Origin of the sequence: Brevibacterium pigmentatum, from assembly GCF_011617465.1 — a bacterium.
GTDB classification, from domain to species: Bacteria; Actinomycetota; Actinomycetes; order Actinomycetales; family Brevibacteriaceae; genus Brevibacterium; species Brevibacterium pigmentatum.
This window is the reverse complement of the sequence record NZ_CP050153.1, coordinates 954588-972049: the sequence shown is the minus strand read 5'-3', so window position 1 is coordinate 972049 and position 17462 is coordinate 954588. Positions and strand designations below refer to the sequence as shown.

General features: G+C 66.4%; 14 protein-coding genes. 2 read left to right on the top strand and 12 right to left on the bottom strand.

From position 1 onward, the window contains the following. Positions 1–19: 19 nt before the first annotated feature. From topA to GUY30_RS04245, 3 genes are all read right to left on the bottom strand, one after another. A complete protein-coding gene (gene topA / locus GUY30_RS04255; protein WP_167194363.1) occupies positions 20–2869 on the bottom strand; it encodes a type I DNA topoisomerase in 2850 nt (949 codons plus the stop codon). Positions 2870–3037: 168 nt separating this feature from the next. Then, positions 3038–3226 carry a hypothetical protein gene (locus tag GUY30_RS04250; RefSeq protein WP_167194361.1) on the bottom strand — a complete coding sequence of 63 codons (189 nt, stop codon included), beginning with the start codon at positions 3224–3226 and terminating at the stop codon, positions 3038–3040. Next, positions 3202–4689, bottom strand: coding sequence for a DUF7059 domain-containing protein (locus tag GUY30_RS04245; protein ID WP_167194359.1), 1488 nt, complete (start codon positions 4687–4689; stop codon positions 3202–3204). Before GUY30_RS04245 ends, GUY30_RS04250 begins: the two co-directional genes overlap by 25 nt. Positions 4690–4723: 34 nt before the next feature. Here GUY30_RS04245 and GUY30_RS04240 point away from each other — a divergent pair, with 34 nt between their 5' ends. Then, complete coding sequence (locus tag GUY30_RS04240) at positions 4724–7000, top strand: DEAD/DEAH box helicase (protein WP_167194357.1); 2277 nt, start codon at positions 4724–4726, stop codon at positions 6998–7000. A 9-nt stretch (positions 7001–7009) separates the two neighbouring features. Here GUY30_RS04240 and GUY30_RS04235 read toward each other — a convergent pair whose 3' ends face one another. The 9 genes from GUY30_RS04235 to GUY30_RS04195 form a co-directional block, all read right to left on the bottom strand. Then, entirely contained in the window at positions 7010–7327 is a 318-nt protein-coding gene (locus GUY30_RS04235; protein WP_062244812.1) for an Rv3654c family TadE-like protein, read from the bottom strand. After that, the gene (locus GUY30_RS04230; RefSeq protein WP_228281670.1) at positions 7324–7662 is read right to left on the bottom strand and encodes a TadE family protein; all 339 of its coding nucleotides are present in this window, start codon (positions 7660–7662) and stop codon (positions 7324–7326) included. Before GUY30_RS04230 ends, GUY30_RS04235 begins: the two co-directional genes overlap by 4 nt. A gap of 56 nt (positions 7663–7718) precedes the next feature. Further along, positions 7719–7964, bottom strand: a complete 246-nt coding sequence (locus GUY30_RS04225) for a DUF4244 domain-containing protein (protein ID WP_083532757.1) — start codon at positions 7962–7964, stop codon at positions 7719–7721. 187 nt (positions 7965–8151) lie between these two features. Then, positions 8152–8754, bottom strand: coding sequence for a GNAT family N-acetyltransferase (locus GUY30_RS04220; RefSeq protein ID WP_167194353.1), 603 nt, complete (start codon positions 8752–8754; stop codon positions 8152–8154). Positions 8755–8843: 89 nt separating this feature from the next. Next, on the bottom strand, positions 8844–9434 hold the full coding sequence (locus GUY30_RS04215) for a type II secretion system F family protein (protein WP_167194351.1): 591 nt from the start codon (positions 9432–9434) through the stop codon (positions 8844–8846). A 2-nt stretch (positions 9435–9436) separates the two neighbouring features. Next, the gene (locus GUY30_RS04210) at positions 9437–10132 is read right to left on the bottom strand and encodes a type II secretion system F family protein (protein ID WP_167194350.1); all 696 of its coding nucleotides are present in this window, start codon (positions 10130–10132) and stop codon (positions 9437–9439) included. Further along, a complete protein-coding gene (locus tag GUY30_RS04205; protein ID WP_167194348.1) occupies positions 10129–11301 on the bottom strand; it encodes a TadA family conjugal transfer-associated ATPase in 1173 nt (390 codons plus the stop codon). The genes GUY30_RS04210 and GUY30_RS04205 overlap by 4 nt, the downstream gene beginning before the upstream one ends. Continuing rightward, positions 11298–12305: a septum site-determining protein Ssd gene (ssd, locus tag GUY30_RS04200; protein ID WP_167194346.1), complete on the bottom strand. Its 1008-nt coding sequence runs from the start codon at positions 12303–12305 to the stop codon at positions 11298–11300. The genes GUY30_RS04205 and ssd overlap by 4 nt, the downstream gene beginning before the upstream one ends. A gap of 242 nt (positions 12306–12547) precedes the next feature. Beyond that, the gene (locus GUY30_RS04195; RefSeq protein ID WP_167194344.1) at positions 12548–15160 is read right to left on the bottom strand and encodes a hypothetical protein; all 2613 of its coding nucleotides are present in this window, start codon (positions 15158–15160) and stop codon (positions 12548–12550) included. A gap of 337 nt (positions 15161–15497) precedes the next feature. Between GUY30_RS04195 and acs the strand changes: the two genes are divergently transcribed. Next, a complete protein-coding gene (acs, locus tag GUY30_RS04190; RefSeq protein ID WP_167194342.1) occupies positions 15498–17435 on the top strand; it encodes an acetate--CoA ligase in 1938 nt (645 codons plus the stop codon). Positions 17436–17462 lie beyond the last annotated feature (27 nt).

The following is a 17462-nucleotide window of genomic DNA, read 5'->3' as shown; positions in this document are numbered from 1 at the left end:
GGGCTCGGCAGCCGTCGACTCAGGGGGTCTTCGGCTTGGCCGTGCTCGTCTTCTTCGCAGCCGTAGTTCTCGCTGCCGTGGACTTCGACGCAGTCGACTTGGAAGCCGTCGTCTTCTTCGCAGTGGTGGTCTTCGACGCTGTTGACTTCGACGCGGTCGTCTTCTTCGCGGCTGTCGTCTTGGCTGCCGTCGTCTTCTTCGCGGCCGTCTTCTTGGCGGGGGCCTTCTTCGCCGGAGCCTTCTTCTTCGCCGGTCCCTTCGCGCGCTTCTCAGCGAGCAGAGTCGCCGCACGTTCGAGGGTCACGGCTTCGACGGAGTCGTCTTTGCGCAGAGTCGCATTCGTCTCACCATCGGTGACATACGGCCCGAAACGGCCGTCCTTGACGACGACGGGCTTCTTCGTCTCCGGATCCTCGCCGAGTTCCTTCAGCGGTGCCGCGGCACGACGACCGCCGCGCTGCTTCGGCTCGGCATAGATCTTCAGCGCCTCCTCTAGGGTGATGTTGAAGATCTGCTCCTCATCCGTCAGGGAACGGGAGTCCGCGCCCTTCTTCAGGTACGGTCCGTAGCGGCCGTTCTGCGCGGTGATGTCCGTGCCCTCTTCGTCCTGACCGACCACACGGGGAAGGCTGAGCAGCTTGAGCGCGGTCTCGAGGTCGATCGAGTTCAGATCCATCGACTTGAACAGGGAACCGGTGCGCGGCTTCGGCTTCTTGGCACCACGCTTCGGCTTCTCCTCAGGTTCGGGCAGCACCTCGGAGACATAGGGTCCGAAACGACCGTTCTTCGCCACGATGGTGTGTCCGGTCTCCGGATCGACACCGAGCTCACGGTCGCCGTCGCCCTGGGATTCGATGAGTTCGGCCGCCTTCGCCGCTGTCAGCTCATCGGGTGCCAGATCGTCGGGGACGGAGACCCGCTTCGGGTCCTCGCCTTCCTTCTCCGAGGCGACCTCAAGGTAGGGACCGTAGCGACCGACGCGCAGGTTGACACCCTCGCTGATGGCGACGGTGTTGACCTCACGGGCATCGATATCGCCGAGGTCGTCGACGATTGCTTTGAGTCCCTCTCGGTCCTGACCCTTGTCGCCGAAGTAGAACCCGGCCAGCCAGTCGTTGCGGTCCTCTTCGCCCATCGCGATCCGGTCGAGTTCGGATTCGAGGTCGGCGGTGAACGCGTAGTCGACGAGTCCGGTGAAGTGCTCCTCGAGCAGGCGCACGACGGAGAACGCCAACCAGCTGGGCACCAGTGCGTTGCCGCGAGTGGTCACATAGCCGCGGTCCTGGATGACGGAGATCGTCGCCGCATAGGTCGAGGGACGGCCGATGCCGAGCTCCTCGAGCTGTTTGACGAGGCTGGCCTCGGTGAAACGCGGCGGCGGAGCGGTCGTGTGTCCGTCGGCTTCGGCCTTGACGACCGACAGCGCCTGGCCCTCTTCGACCTGCGGCAGCCGCGACTCCCCGGACTTCGTGTCGTAGCGGGACGCGTCCTGGCCCTCTTCATAGGCGGCGAGGAACCCGCGGAAGGTGATGACGGTGCCGCTGGCGCTGAATCCGGCCTCATGACCATCGGCGAGAGCTGCACTGACCTTGATGGTCGCGGTCTTGCCCTTCGCATCGGCCATCTGACTGGCGACGGTGCGCTTCCAGATGAGGTCGTAAAGGCGGAACTCATCGCCGTTGAGCTGTTTGGACACCTGCGCCGGGGTGCGGAAGGAGTCACCGGCAGGGCGGATCGCCTCGTGGGCCTCCTGTGCCGATTTCTGCTTGCTCGCGTACTGGCGCGGTGACTGCGGAACGAATTCGGGGCCGTAGAGTTCGGTCACCTGCTTGCGGGCGGCGGCGATGGCCTGACCCGACAGCGCCGAGGAGTCGGTACGCATATAGGTGATGTAGCCGTGCTCGTACAGCGACTGGGCGGTGCGCATCGCCTGACGAGCGCTCATGCGCAGTTTGCGTCCGGCCTCCTGCTGCAGGGTCGAGGTCGTGAACGGCGCGGCCGGGCGGCGGGAGTACGGCTTCGACTCGACCGCGGTCACCGTCAGCGCATCCTTCGCACTGCCGTTGAGCTCTGTGGCCAGAGACTCCGCGCGTACCTGGTCGACGACCGTCGCCGAGGAGTTCTTCAGCTCGCCCTTGTCGTTGAAGTCACGACCGGTGGCCACCCGCGACCCGTCGAGGGTGGTGAGGTTCGCGGCGAACGGGTTCGTCCCGTCCGGCAGACCGAGATCGATGTCGAGGTCCCAGTAGTCGGCTGGCACGAAGGCCATGCGTTCGCGTTCGCGTTCGACGACGAGCCTGGTGGCCACGGACTGGACACGTCCGGCCGAGAGCCCTGCACGGATCTTGCGCCACAGCACGGGTGAGACCTCGTAGCCGTAGAGACGGTCGAGGATGCGGCGGGTCTCCTGCGCATCGACGAGCGAGGTGTCGATATCGCGGGTGTTCTCCAGGGCACGTTCGATCGCTTCGGGCGTGATCTCGTGGAAGACCATGCGCTTGACCGGGATCTTCGGTTTGAGGACTTCGAGCAGATGCCAGGCGATGGCCTCTCCCTCGCGGTCCTCATCCGTTGCCAGATAGAGTTCGTCGGCGTCCTTGAGCAGACGCTTGAGTTCGGTGACCTTCTTCTTCTTGCCCGGATCGATCCGGTAGTAGGGGTCGAAGTTGTTGTCGACGTCGACAGCGAACTTTCCGTACGGCCCCTTCTTCATATCGGCGGGCAGCTCCGAGGGGGTGGGCAGGTCGCGGATATGACCGACGGAGGCCTCGACGTCATAACCGTCGCCGAGGTATCCCACAATCGTTCGCGCCTTCGTCGGAGACTCGACGATGACGAGGCGACGGGGCTTCTTCTCGGTTGCGGTCACGCTTTCACATTCCTCTCACGGCATCAGCTGCCCACTGCAACGGACGATCCGGCCCAATGTAACACTGTTGAACGGACACGTTCCTCATCGGCCCTCAACCCACGGAAGCTGTCCGGACCTCGTCCGGTTTCGGCTCGGACACGGGGTCAACGGTTTCCGATCCTATCCCTATTCCCCGGTCGACCGAGTCGTCGAGCGCTCGACGGAACCGCTGTCGGGCAGCAGTGCACCCGCCGCGCACAGGGCTCTGACCTGCGCCACGAGCTGATCTTCCAGAGCCGTGGAATCGACCTCGAGAAGCTGAGCCAGAGCCCCGGCCGTCTGCCTCAGAGTCAGCGTCCCATCGGCGACAGACACGAACCCGGCCAACGCCGTATCGAGGTCGAAGACCTGCCCGAAGCCGATCCCCTGTTCCAAGGTGATCGAGTTGGGTTCCGGTGCTCCCGGAACGAAATGACGATGTTCGACGAGGTCCGGCGAGCGGGAACGCGGTCTCGGCGATCTCCTCGGGTCCGGCCGATGCCAGCCACGTCCGAATCGCGATGATCGTGGTGAGGAACTCCGCGAGCCCGTGCGGATTGTTCGCCGGCGCCGAGGTGACTCTCACCCGGGTTTTGAATACTCCCTTCCCCCGACGGCCCGCCGGCGAGGCTCGACGTGTCTTGGCTGCCCGCGGAGTCTGCAGATTCAATCGTTGGCACATCGTTATCGGAACGGCTCATCAACACGTACCCGAACACGATTTCGTCCACACCTCTGGTGGCGAAGTCGTCGATCCAGGCAGATGCCGCCTCGTTCCAGGCGGTGCTGGCACGAGGGATCCCGCCGTCGCGGATCCACGTTTCCGCGTAGGCGATGGGGTCAAGGGCCTCGCGTTCGATGACGAACACCGATGTATCCGCATCGTCGACCCAGGTCTCCGGTCCATCGTCCGTCCCCGAGGCGGCTTCCCAGTTTCCGAGGCAGACGCTGCGTCCGCCCGCGGTGAGGTGCGCAGGGATCCGGGTGAAGAGTTCCCGAACCAGTCGGTCCCCGGTCATGCCGCCGTCCCGGTACTCGAAGGTGATGTCCGTGCTGCGTGGGGTGATGACGAACGGCGGATTCGACACGAGCAGATCGACGGGATCGCTCAGCGGTTCGAGGAGAGACCCGTGCCGGAATTCGATCGTCGTCACACCGTTGAGTCCGGCCGAGAGTTCAGCCAGGCGCAGGGCTCGGTGGGAGATGTCGGTGGCGATGACCCGGTCGCTGTGGCGTGCCAGCAGCAGGGCTTGGATTCCGCAGCCGGTGCCGATATCGGCGGCCACGCCGACATGGTCGCGCGGGGTGATGGACACCAACGTCCGGCCGGCACCGCCGAGTCCGAGCACGAACTTGCCGTCGAGCACATCCGGGGTGGTCAGGGTGCCGTGATCGGCGACGAGGTAGAGGTTCTCGTCCCCGAGACGGAAGCCGCGCGGAACACCGACGGGAAGATCATAGGGGGTCAGCGCGAACGGGGCGGTCACCTCGTCGTCGTCCACGGTGATCAGCCCCGCCTCGGCGGCGGTGTCGAAGGACTCCCCCAACAGAGCTCGGACCTCGGTGACCGGGATGGTGCGGTGGAGATGGAACAGCAGCGCGGCACCGGCCAGTGCGCGGTCGGCGGCCGTCGCCGACTCGTCAGAAAGCGTCCGAGTGCAGTGGTGGATGGCGGGTGCGGGATTGTTGCGCAGCAGCGCCTCCGAGGTCGCGGCACCCCAGAACTGGCGCAGCCGCGGTTCGGTGTATCCGGAACGGTAGAGGGTCTCGCCCAGGTGGGCCAACGGCAGATCAGTCACAGAAGAATCCTAGCGACTGCGCCATAATTGACTCATGGCCTCCTCTGCTCTTCTCGATATCGTCACCGGTTTCGGTGCCCGGGATGAGCGGATCGTCCATGTCCGCGATATCCCGCAACGGTTCGAACGGGACGCGGAATGGCCGGACTGGATCGACGAGGAGCTCAGGCACGCCTGCCATGCCATCGGCGTCGACGCTCTGTGGCAGCACCAGCTCGAAGCGGCACAGACAGCCAGGGACGGTTCCGACGTCGTCATCGCGACCCCCACCGCGTCGGGCAAGTCATTGGGATTCTGGCTGCCGGTGCTCGAAGCGATCCAATCGACTCGCGGGAAGCTGCGCACCGCCTCGGCGATCTACATCGCGCCGACGAAGGCGCTGGCCGCCGATCAGCTGGACAAACTCGAACGGTTCGTCATCCAGGGCATGCGGCCGGCCAGCTATGACGGGGACACCTCGCAGGTCTCGAAGGACTGGGCGAGACGGCATGCGAACATCATCTTCACCAACCCGGACATGCTCCACCGCAGCGTTCTGCCCCAGCACGAGCGCTTCGCTCGGATGTTCAAGAACCTCCGCTTCATCGTCATCGATGAGGCCCACCGGTACCGCGGAGTGTTCGGGTCCCATGTCGCGCTCATCCTGCGCCGCCTGCTGCGCATCGCCGCCCACTATGGCGCGTCCCCGGTCGTCATCGGAGCCTCGGCGACGATGGCTGACCCGGACGTGGCTTTTGCGAAGCTGACCGGTCGGCCCGCACATGCGGTGACCGAGGATTCGTCGCCGCGGGCGGCCGGCAGCTTTGCGCTGTGGGAACCCCCGGTGTCTCCGGGCGGGGACCGGCGCAGCGGTCTGGTCGAGGCAGCCGATGTCATCACCGATTCGATGTGCGCGGGCTTTCGGTCGATCACGTTCATCGCCTCCCGCCGCGGCACCGAAGCCCTCGCGCAGACCGTCCGCGACCAGGTGGGACAGGTGGACGAGACCCTGACCGGCAAGGTCGCAGCGTACCGGGGCGGGTATCTGGCCGAAGAGCGCAGGATGCTCGAGACCGCTCTGCGGTCGGGCCAGCTGCTGGCCGTGGCGTCGACGAATGCCCTGGAGTTGGGCATCGACATCTCCGGGCTCGACCTCGTCATCATCTCCGGCTGGCCGGGAACTCTGGCGTCCCTGTGGCAGCAGGCGGGGCGCGCCGGCAGGGCCGGGCAGCGGTGGATGGCCGTGTTCATCGCCCGCGATGATCCGCTCGATACGTACGTCGTCCATCATCCCGAAGTCATCTTCGACTCCCCCGTCGACGCCGGGGTCATCCATCCGGGCAATCCGCATGTGCTCTCGGGCCATCTCTGTGCGGCTGCCGCCGAAGTGCCGCTGAAGTCAGCCGACCTCGTGCACTTCCCGGACAATTCGTCCGAGGTCATCGACGACCTCGTGGAGGCGAAGTTGCTGCGGGCACGACCAACCGGATGGTTCTGGGCCAAAGACCAACCGGCCACCGACCTGTCCGATATCCGCGGTTCCGGCGGTGGACAGTTCAGCCTGGTCGAGGCGAGCACCGGCACTCTGCTGGGCACTGTCGACGAATCGGGTGCCCACACGGGCGCCCATCCGGGAGCGGTGTATACGCATCAGGGCATCGATTTCACCGTCCTCGATCTCGACCTCGAGGACCGCATCGTCGCCGTCGAACGTGCCGAGGTCGACTACACGACTCAGCCGCGCTCGCAGACTGAGATCTCGATCGTCGACACCGATGCACAGCGCGTTCTGACCTCCGGGGTGGCGGTGTGCAGCGGCACCGTCGACGTCAAGGATCAGGTCGTGGCCTACCGGATGCGAGCCAAGCGCGGTGGAGCGATCATCGCCGAACACGAACTGGACCTGCCGGAGCGCACTCTGCGGACGAAGGCCGTGTGGTGGACGATCCCGCAGAGCGTCCTCGACGAGGCAGAAGTCGTCTCCGGCGACCTGCCCGGCGCCGTCCATGCCGCCGAGCACGCATCGATCGGTCTGCTGCCGCTCTTCGCCGGCTGTGACCGCTGGGACATCGGCGGAGTGTCGACCGCACTGCATGCCGACACCGGACTGGCGACGGTGTTCGTCTACGACGGCCTGACCGGTGGTGCGGGATTCGCCGAACGCGGCAGCGAGGTCATCGAGGAGTGGCTGGGTGCGACCCGGGATGCCATTGCAGCATGCGAGTGCATCGAGGGGTGCCCGTCGTGTGTGCAGTCGCCGAAGTGCGGCAACGGGAACGAACCGCTGGAGAAGGACGCTGCGCTGCGGCTGCTGCGCAGCGTGCTCCGGTAGCGGTCCCCCTCATTTCCCAGCGACAGCCTCCTCTCTGACCTTCGGCAGAGGCCCGGGGATGTCGACTTCGATGACGACATAGGCGGACTGTTCGCTGAGCGAAGCACGGCAGTCCTCGAGGTGACCGCCATTGCGCTTCGCGACTTCCTTCGCCATCTCACACGGTTCTCCGGTGGCCAGTCCCCGCACGGCGTCCGCGGCGGCGAGCGCAGCCAGGTCCGCAGCGCTCTGCGCCCGACTGTGGGCGACGAAGGCCTGGCCGAGGCTGCCGATGGCGGCGACGAGGACGAACACGATCGAGCAGAGCCCCACGACGATGTTCGTCATGACGGCCCGCTCCTGTCGCCTTCGAATCGCGCGGTGGCATTCGCATCGACGGTGTCGAGGAAGAAGATCGCGGCCGGCAGTTCGATCGTGACCGTGACGACCGAATATCCGCCGTCGGCTCGGACGCGAACCGTCGAGGAGTCACCGGCGTGCTTCTTCGCTTCGGACACGACTGCGGCCTGGGGTTCGCCACGGGCGATCTCACGGGCCGCGGACCGTGCCGCGTCGAAGGCTCGCAGCTGGGAGAAGCCGACCGCGGCTGCTCCCGTGAGCAGGACGATGAGAAGCACGACGGCCGGCATGACGACCGCGAATTCCGCCGTCGCCGTTCCCAAATCGCGGTCCTTTCCTCGCTGCCGCTGACGGGAGCGTCCGCGTGACATGAGACGGCTCAGCTTCCCAACCCGAGCGCCGAGGAGATGACCCCGGTGATGAGTTCCTTGATCGGTTCGGATTTGAGAACCACGACGAGCAGAGCGGCGAATCCGCACGCGGCCAGAGTGGTGATCGCATATTCGGCGGTGGTCGCTCCGGTGTCGGGCTCCCAGAACTCTTCGATCACCTGGTGATCCTCGACGGGTTCGATCTGCCGCGTCGGCGGATCATCGATCTCCGGGGGCGGTGATGTGGTGGCCATGCTCTCCTCCTTGGCTGAAATCCCGTTCGCACTCTGCGAGCGGACCTTCATCCTGGGAGTGAGCGCACCGACGTGTCCAGACTCGGTTTCGCGCCTGTGGAAACGGGTTCTGGGTCCACAGGATCACGGTGGTCGAGTGGAGAGTCCGTCCACAGGAAACTGCGAAGGAGTCAGTGCTGCCGACGCATCAGGTGTTGCCGGCCCAGTCGTCTTTGAGGATGGCCATGATCACTTCGTCGTGACGACGGCCGTTGAAGAACACGGCTTCGCGTCGACGGCCTTCTTCGACGAATCCCGCCTTTGTATAGGAGGCGATCCCGCGGGTGTTGAACGCCCAGGTCTGCAGCTCGATGCGGTTGAGTCCCAGCTGGAGGAACCCGTATTTCACGGCCAGTCGCACGGCGTCCGAACCGTATCCGCGGCCGTGGAATTCGGGGCCGAGCACGATCGCCAGAGTGGCGGACTGATTGATGGGGTTGCGTCCGTAGAGCGTGACGTGACCGACGAACTCTTCGGTTTCGGTCAGTTCGATGCTGAAGCCGACTGCCTCGCTCGACGTGTTCGCGCTCCACTGCGAGAACTGTTCGGACACTCCCCCTTCCGGCCGCGGCAGAACCGTGTGATTCTGCAGGACCACGATCGAGGGATCGAACCACCACTGTTCGAGGTAGGGCAGATCATCCTCCCTCAAGGGGCGCAGACGCACGGATCGACCGATGAAGAGGTTCTCGGCGTAGTTCTCGGCTTGTTCGACATTGGACAGCTGATTGAAGGGTGTGACCGGTGCCATGTCCCGAGCCTATCGGTCGAGCCTGAAAACCAGGTCACCGCCGCTTCCGGGCCGGGTGAAAACCGCCGCGTGCCGCGGTCGCGCACACCTCAGAAGAACACGGTCGTGAGGTCGGAGAGCAGCGAGATCACGACCGGCACGACTGAGAGCAGCAGGAACGCCGGCAGAATGCACACACCCAAGGGCAGCACCAGCTGCACTCCCAATGAGGCGGCGGCCTCCTGCCGACGACGGCGGGAGGAGGCTCGCAGCTCCTCGGCCACGGACTCGATGAGAGGTGCCGGGCCGACACCCGTGTGTTCGGAGAACTCGAAGACCTCGAGCACCGGCAGCAGCCGGTCGTCGTCGGCGAGTCTGCGTCCCCCGATCGTCATCGCACGCGCGATCCTCTGCAGACCCGATCGGTCGTCGGTCGCCTCGGCGGTCAGGGTCAGCGCCACGGGAATCGGCAGGCCCGAGGTCAGGCAGATCGCCACGAGGTCAAGGTCGAACGCCAACTGATCATCGGCCACCGCCCGCTCTGTGCCCGATCCGGCCGTTCCCGCCTCCGGTGCGGCCGCCTCGGTGTCGGTGGGATCGGTCGTGCTCTCGCCGAGGAGGCTCTGCAGTCTCCCGCGGGTCGTTCCCGACCACAGCAGCACGCCGAGCCCGACACAGACACCGATGAGCAGGGGAATCATGGTCACCTCTGCGCCCGCAGCATCATCGTCCGCATCCACCATCGGCCGGCCCCGTACAGAAGGAGGCCGGCCCCGATGCTCAGCTGTCCCGGCAGCCCGCTGATGAGCTCCAGAGGGCGGACGCCGATGAGCAGGCCGAGACCGACGCCGATGAGCGGCAGCCAGCTGAGCACCCGCACCGTCGACCTCGGTCCGGCCATGGCGATGCGGCGTTCGCGTTCGGCATCGAGTGCGTCTCTCTGAGCTGCCGCATAGCGGAGGATCATCTCCGCGGCGGGGGCTCCGGAGCGTTCGGACACCGTCCACACGGCGGCCATTCCGGACAGCACATGAGCGGCGGTTTCAGACAAGGCGCTGCTGCGGGTGGCGATGGCGCGTCCGGGTTCCTCACCCAACGAGATCGCGCGTGAGATCGGGGCCAATGCGTCATTGTGCCGACTCAGTGTGGTCATCACCGCCTGCGGAGTCATCCCCACCTTGAGCAGGTGGGCGCAGTTCTCGACGGCGGCGATCGCCCACAGCCGTTCGGCCTGATCATCGGCGGTGTGGCCGCCTCGGCGAAAGAAGGCACGCACTCCTTTCCGCGCCGGTTCGCCGCCTTCGCTGCGGTAGAGGAGCTCCCGCAGTCTCGACCCCGGATCCGGGGGTGCGGCGAGGATGATCCCAGCCGCGATGAGGACGGCGGTGAGAACGATCATCGGGCGGATTTCTGTTCGAGCACGGCTTCGAACCGAGCCAGGGCACGTCGATTGACGGTGCCCGTCGTCGATGGTGACGGGCGGCCCCACACCGGTTCCATGACGACTCCCTCGGCTCCGGTCCTCGTCGGGATCGCCAGTTCCGTGATTCCCCGTTCGGAACCGGTGCGACGCAGATGGATGACGAGGTCGATTGCAGTGGAGAACTGCGAATACACGGCGTCCGGGCTCATCTGCGCCAGCGCACCGAGCGCGGCCACCCGGCTCGGCACAGCCTCGGCGGTGTTCGCGTGGATCGTCGCGCACCCACCCTCATGACCGGTGTTGAGCGCGGTGAGCATGTCCCGGACCTCGGCGCCGCGGCACTCCCCGACGACGAGGCGGTCGGGCCGCATCCGCAGGGCGTTGCGAACGAGGTCGGTCAGGGTCACCTCGCCGCCGCCTTCGACATTGGCCTGGCGGGCGGCGAGTTGGACGGTGTGGGGGTGGGTGACGATGAGTTCGCGGGAGTCCTCGACGATGACGATGCGCTGGATCGTCTCCACCAGGGACAGCAGAGCGCCGAGGAGGACGGTCTTTCCCGTGCCCGTCCCGCCGGAGATGAGGATGTTCGCCCGGGAGGTGACCGCCTCGGCGATGAGGGGACTGATCTCGTCGGGGACGAACCCTTCGGCGCAGAGCTGGGAGTAGGGGAATCCGGCCCGTTTGGGCACGCGGAAGCTGATCGTCGTCGTCTCCCCGGAGATCGGTGGGACGATCGCGTTCATCCGCACCCCGTCGGGCAGGCGCACATCGACATAGGGACTCGAATCGTCGAGGCGGCGTCCGCCGAGGGCTGCCAACCGCACCGCCAAGGACCTCACGTCCTCCTCGGACCCGAGCGTGAGGTCGAGCAGCCGGGGTCCGTCACCGGTGTCGGCGAAGATCTCACGCGGCCCGTTGACGAACACGTCCGTGGTGCCGGGAACCTCGAGCACGGATTGCAGGGGCCCGGCTCCGGACAGCTGCGCGGACAGCCGGGTGACGAGTTCGAGCAGGGCGGAGGAACCGAGCACGCGTCCGGTGCGTTGGACCGCCTCGGCGACGGCGGACGTGGTCACCGGTCCCGGGTTGTCGAGCAGCGTTTTGCGGACGTCGGCGACCAGGGAGGCGTCGAGCCATTCGCTCATTCCACCCACTCCCCCAGCAATCGGTCGACGAGGCGGCCGAGGTGCGCTCCGCCCGGAATTCCCTCGCCGCGATCGACGGCGGCGGACAGGCCCCGATCATCACGGATGCTTCCGGCCAGGCTCAGACCGATGGAGTCGGCGAGGAGGTCGGCGTCGAGTCCGCCGGCCCCGGTTTCGCGGACCACGAGGCGCACGTCCGGGTGAGCCTGGGAGAGGCGCTTGGCCACTTGGGAGGAGGCGACGGCAGATCGCACCCGGGCCGGGGAGACGAGGAGGACATGATGGCAGCGCCTGGTCCATTGGGGCGGGGCATGGCGCGGCAGGTCGACGATGACGAGGTCGAAGGCCTGACCGGCCGCGGCGAGGAAGTCGTCGAAGACGTCCGGGTCGAGGTCGACGGTGTCGTCCCGACCCCAGGACAGCAGAGCGAGTCCGTCGTGGCGGGGCAGCGCATCGGCCAAGGTGGAGGGGCGCAGCTGCCCGCGGGAGGCGCTGAGGTCGGTCCACCTGGGCCCTGGCACGCCTTCGGCACCGAGGACGAGGTCGAGTCCCCCGCCGAGCGGGTCGGCGTCGACGAGGACGGTGCTGTGATCGGCTCCGGCCCGTCGGGCGAGTGCGCATGCGAGCACGGAGGCTCCCGCTCCTCCGCAGCCGGCAACGACGCCGACCGTGGTTCCGGGTGCGCTCGGCGGTTCGACAGCCGCGATCATCCGCCCGCTCAGCCATTCCGCTGCGGCGGGCAGCATGGCGAGCTGGTCGACGCCGAGGTGGGCTGCTCTCGCCCAGGTCGAGGAGGGTTCGTCATCGTCGAGGACGACGAGGATCTTGTCCGCCTTGTCGGTGGCTGGGGCCTCGCGGACGTCTTCGCCGAGGAGGATGAGCGACGCGGACTGCCAGCCTCCGGAGTCGGGAGGCAGGACGGTCAGTGAGATGCCGATGCTTTCGGCGACTCGGGCGCATTCTTCGGTGATCGCACCGAGGTCGGTGATGAGGGCTACCTGCATGCACCGAGCCTGGACTCGGCCGGCGGACTCAAGCCAGACCGGAGCACTGTCCTGTGGAGGGAACGACGAAGGGGCGCCTCCTGTGAGTTTGAGTCACAGGAGGCGCCCCTTGTTATGGTCTGCAGCCTCAGTCCAGGCCAGCCACGGTGGACCGGCCTGTCGGTCACCTCACCTGGTGCCGGTGGCACCGAGTCGACCGAGGCCTGTCCACAGCATTGACGTGCGAGTGGCTGCCAGCCGAATCAGCCGCGCTGGATTCCTTCGATGTTGCGCAGGAGACCCGTGGTGCTGCCGTCGGAGTCGCGGACCTTGAACCAGGATCCGTTGTCCTCGAGGCTGAGGTACCAGTCGCCGGGGTAGATCGTGAACACCGGCATTCCGGTGGTCTCGTCCACAGCTTCGCGCGGCTCGGGGACGGCGAACCAGAACGCTTGGATGATGGGGCGTCCACCGTCCTGGTTCTCGGCCTGACCATTGTTCTGATCGGCGTTCCGACCGTCGCTCTGAGCATCGCCGGACCGGTTCTGACCGGCATCGGCGGGCACCGGCTGGCTGTCGACGGCCGTCTGCGCCATGGTCTCCTCGTTCGACCTGTCCGAACGCCCGTCGGTCTCGGGACGGTTGGCATAGTCGGCGACGGGAACGTACTGAGTCGGCTCTTCGCTTTCGGGAGCGGTCGTCCGCTCCCCACCGGTCGCCTGCTCATCGTCATCCGCGGTTGCCTTGTCATCGGCCGTGGGCTTGTCGTCGGCCACGACCTTGTCCTCGGCCGGGGTGCTGACGACGGTGGCTTCGGTGGAGCGGACGTTCGCATCGTCGTCCGGACCCTGTGCCGTGGCCTCGTTGTTCGCTGCCGAGGATTCCGCTGGCGAAGCGTTCGAGGCCGCATCTGCCGAAGTCGCGTCCGCAGATGCGTCACCTGCCGACGCCTGATCGGCGTCGGTCGAAGCCCCATCGGCATCGGTCGAGGACTGTGCAGCCGAGGCCGCACCGGCAACGTTCGCGCCTTCGGCGGCGTTCGGGCTTTCTGCGGCGTTCGTGTCCGAGGTCTTTGAGTTGACCTTGGAGACGAGGTCGCTGCTCTCCGCCGGTGACACCACCGTCGGGGCTTCGTCTTCCCTCACCGAGGCGGCCGCGGACTTGTCCGCAGACGTTTCCTCGTTCACTTCGTCCTGCGGAGCAGTCGACGTTGGGTCGGTCGGTTCGGCACCGGTCTCCGATTCGGGAGCGGCGTGGCGGCCCCGGCGACGTTCGGAGTCCGAATGCACAGCAGCGACACCGGCCACACCGGCACCGATCACTCCGGCGCCCGCAGCAGCGGCCACGGCACCCGAATGTGACGAGTCGTCCGACTCTGAGGGCTGGGCATCGGCTCCCGCAGACTGGTTTTCGGTCGTGGTCGGCTGATCGCCGCTCGCACTGGGCTGGCCGTCGGTCGCATCTGGCTGCGGCTGGCCGGCGCCCACACCGAATGCCTGAGTCGGTTCGCTCTGCGAATGCTGCGGGGCCTCCGAATCGTGACGGCCCAGGTAGGTCTGGCCGTCACCGGTGCTGTGCACCGGTCCGTCAGCGGCGTCGTGGTCCGAGGTCGCGCCTGCGGATGCGGGTGCGGGTGCGGCGCCCGCGGCCGATGCGCCGGCAGCGGGGGCTGCGAAGGAGCTGGCCGAACGCTCGGCTTCCTGATCCTGCGGTGGAGCATAGGGGCTGGGCTGACCGAACTGCTCGGACGGCTGAGCCTGCTGTTCGGGAGCGGCGAACTGGTCCTGCTGTCCCGGAGCTCCGTACTGAGCGGACTGTCCGTACTGGTCGGCACCCGGCTGGCCCGACTGTGCAGGCTGACCCGACTGTCCCGACCCAACGAACTGGTCCTGCTGTCCGGGCGCACCGAACTGAGCCGACTGTCCGGGTCCTTCCTGACCCGGCCCGGCAGGAACCGCGCCATAGGGTGCGAATCCGGGCGCACCGGCGCCAGGGCCGGCAGCACCGGGCACATTGGCCACCGGTGCCGGATGCTGGGTGTGCTTGGCGACGGGGCGAGCCTTCGGATGGGTTTCGATGTCCTCGCGGCCGGCGAATTCCTTGGCGAAGAACGGCAGCATCGTGAACACACCGGCGAAGAACGCAATGAGCGCAGCGAAGAACGTCAGGTACGAGCCCACATGCCAGTAGACCGCCGAGGTGAGTAGGTCGATGAACACATAGGTGAAGGCGATCGCCGAGAGTACGGAGATGAACTGGTCGAGGCTGAGGGATCCGACCCGCAGCCGACTGTTGCCCAGTTTGTTGACGAGCACAGCCGCCACGATGAGCAGGATCGTGAGCACCCCGAACACGAGCGCGCCCATGTCCGCGACATTCCAATGCCACAGGGTCGTCGTCTCGCGTCCGAAGCCGTAGCTGTAGCCGCGGTAAGGCACGAACAGGGCGATGAAGGCGAGCAGACCGGCAAAAAGGAGGAAGAGGTCGCGCAGAGTCAGCGGTCCGAGGATTCCCGGGCCGGTCTTCTGCTTCGGCGCAGGTGCCTGACCGAACTGCCCCTGCCCCGGAGCTGAACCGTACGGTCCCGGTGCCGAGCCGTACTGCCCTGGGGCAGAACCGTAAGGTCCGGGTCCCGACCCGTACTGGGCCGGAGCCGAACCATAGGGTCCCTGCGCGGCGGGCTGACCCGGTGCCGATCCGTAGGGTCCCGGTGCGGAACCGTAGGCCGGCCCGGGCGCCGGGCCGAACTGTCCCGGTCCCGAACCGTAGGCCGGCGGCTGACCGCCGGGCTGCTGCGCGTTCTGGCCAGGGTACTGCGGGGGCTGATCCTGCCACGGCTGTGGCCCGGACCCGGTTGGATGCTGCGGCGAACTCATCGCTGACTCCAGTCGATCTCGGGGAAAGGTAACTGTGTTTCCGTGTCCGCGCGGGACAGATCCCGACAGACTCTGACCCCATCCTTGCAGAACACAGGCCTCCTGTGCACTCATATGCCCATTCTCAGGCACGTCGATAACTCCTCATTCCCCCCGCCGAGGCGGCCCTTCGGTCTCCCCAAGACCGCCGAAACCATGTGAGCCCTACCACAGGACCTGTGCGGCGGCTACCCCCGATTTCCCCGCTCTTCGAGTGAAACTGCCCTCCACTGCCCTCGAGCACAGGTATACAGTGCAACTAGAATTTTCGATCCACCAAGGAAGTCGGAGGGAAAGCATGACCGAAACCGCTGCCGAGCAGACCGAGACGTTTGCCCCGCCTGAGCAGTTCGCCGCGAACGCCAACGTCAAGGCAGACGAATACGAACGCGCCGAGGCGGACTATCTGAGCTTCTGGGCTGAGCAGTCCCGTGAGCTCGTCGATTGGCACGAAGACTTCGGCGAGGTCCTCGATTGGACCAACCCGCCGTTTGCGAAATGGTTCGTCGGCGGAAAGCTCAATGTCGCTTACAACTGCCTCGACCGTCACGTCCTCGCCGGCAATGGCGACCGGGTGGCCATCAATTTCGAAGGCGAGCCTGGCGACTCCCGCATCTTCACCTATGCCGAACTCCTCGCCGAGGTGTCGAAGGCGGCGAACACGCTGACCGATCTCGGCGTCAAGAGCGGAGACCGAGTCGCCATCTACCTGCCGATGATCCCCGAAGCCGTGATCTCGATGCTCGCCTGTGCCCGCCTCGGTGCGGCACATTCCGTCGTCTTCGGCGGATTCTCCGCCGATGCTCTGCACTCGCGCATCATCGACGCCGAAGCCCGCGTCGTCATCACCGCCGACGGCAGCTACCGTCGCGCCAAGCCCACGAGCCTCAAGCCCGCCGTCGATGAAGCGATCTCCCAGGGAGACACCCCGGTCGAGCACGTCCTCGTCGTCAAGCGCACCGGTCAGGACGTCGACTGGGTCGAGGGCCGCGACCAGTGGTGGGAGGATTCCGTCGGCCAGGCCAGCGACGAACACGAATGCGAGTTCTTCGACTCGGAGCACCCGCTGTTCATCCTCTACACCTCCGGTACGACAGGGAAGCCCAAGGGCATCCTCCACACCACCGGCGGCTACCTGACCCAGGTGCTGTACTCGATGAAGGCCGTCTTCGACATCAAACCCGAAACGGATGTCTTCTGGTGCACCGCCGACGTCGGTTGGGTCACCGGTCACTCCTATGTCACCTATGGCCCGCTGGCCGCCGGCACGACTCAGATCATCTACGAAGGCACCCCCGACACCCCGCATCAGGGTCGTTGGTGGGAGATCATCGAGAAGTACAAGGCCACGATCCTCTATGCCGCCCCGACTGCGATCCGCACATGCATGAAGTGGGGCGAGGAGATCCCCGCGAAGTACGACCTGTCCAGCCTGCGCCTGCTCGGCAGCGTCGGCGAACCGATCAACCCCGAGGCCTGGCGCTGGTACCACCGCGTCATCGGCGGTGAGCGCTGCCCGATCGTCGACACCTGGTGGCAGACCGAGACCGGGGCCCACATGATCGCTCCCCTGCCCGGCGTGCTGTCGACCAAGCCCGGTTCGTCCCAGCGTCCGATCCCCGGCATCTCCGTCGACGTCGTCGATGATTCGGGCGAGAACCCGGCGGGCCCCGAAGGCGGACTGCTCGTCATCCGCCGCCCGTGGCCGTCGATGCTGCGCGGAATCTGGAAAGACCCGGAGCGCTTCAAGGAGACCTACTGGTCACGGTTCGAAAACACGTACTTCGCCGGCGACGGCGCCCGCCGCGATGAGGACGGGGACATCTGGTTCCTCGGTCGAGTGGACGACGTGATGAACGTGTCCGGTCACCGCTTGTCCACCGCGGAGATCGAATCCTCGCTCGTCGCCCATTCCAAGGTCGCCGAGGCGGCCGTGGTCGGCGCTGCCGACGACACATCGGGTCAGGCCGTCATTGCGTTCGTCATCGTCGTAGGCGGCGTCGAGGATTCTCCTGAGACCGCCGAAGAGCTGCGTCAGCATGTGGGCAAGGACATCGGCCCCATCGCGAAGCCGAAGAAGGTCCACATCGTCACGGACCTGCCCAAGACACGCTCCGGCAAGATCATGCGCCGTCTGCTCAAGGACGTCGCCGAGAACCGGGAGGTCGGCAATACGTCGACCCTCGCCGACGCCTCGGTGATGGACCAGATCGAGAGGTCCGTCGCAGGAGCCTGAGCCTCTCGCCCTGAGGCCGGACTCGGT

Coding starts and splice junctions, on each gene's coding strand:
- GUY30_RS04240 (WP_167194357.1), top strand. CDS start 4,724: ATGGCCTCCTCTGCTCTTCTCGATATCGTCACCGGTTTCGGTGCCCGG.
- GUY30_RS04235 (WP_062244812.1), bottom strand. CDS start 7,327: ATGACGAACATCGTCGTGGGGCTCTGCTCGATCGTGTTCGTCCTCGTC.
- GUY30_RS04225 (WP_083532757.1), bottom strand. CDS start 7,964: ATGGCCACCACATCACCGCCCCCGGAGATCGATGATCCGCCGACGCGG.
- GUY30_RS04220 (WP_167194353.1), bottom strand. CDS start 8,754: ATGGCACCGGTCACACCCTTCAATCAGCTGTCCAATGTCGAACAAGCC.
- GUY30_RS04215 (WP_167194351.1), bottom strand. CDS start 9,434: ATGATTCCCCTGCTCATCGGTGTCTGTGTCGGGCTCGGCGTGCTGCTG.
- GUY30_RS04210 (WP_167194350.1), bottom strand. CDS start 10,132: ATGATCGTTCTCACCGCCGTCCTCATCGCGGCTGGGATCATCCTCGCC.
- GUY30_RS04205 (WP_167194348.1), bottom strand. CDS start 11,301: ATGAGCGAATGGCTCGACGCCTCCCTGGTCGCCGACGTCCGCAAAACG.
- ssd (WP_167194346.1), bottom strand. CDS start 12,305: ATGCAGGTAGCCCTCATCACCGACCTCGGTGCGATCACCGAAGAATGC.
- GUY30_RS04195 (WP_167194344.1), bottom strand. CDS start 15,160: ATGAGTTCGCCGCAGCATCCAACCGGGTCCGGGCCACAGCCGTGGCAG.
- acs (WP_167194342.1), top strand. CDS start 15,498: ATGACCGAAACCGCTGCCGAGCAGACCGAGACGTTTGCCCCGCCTGAG.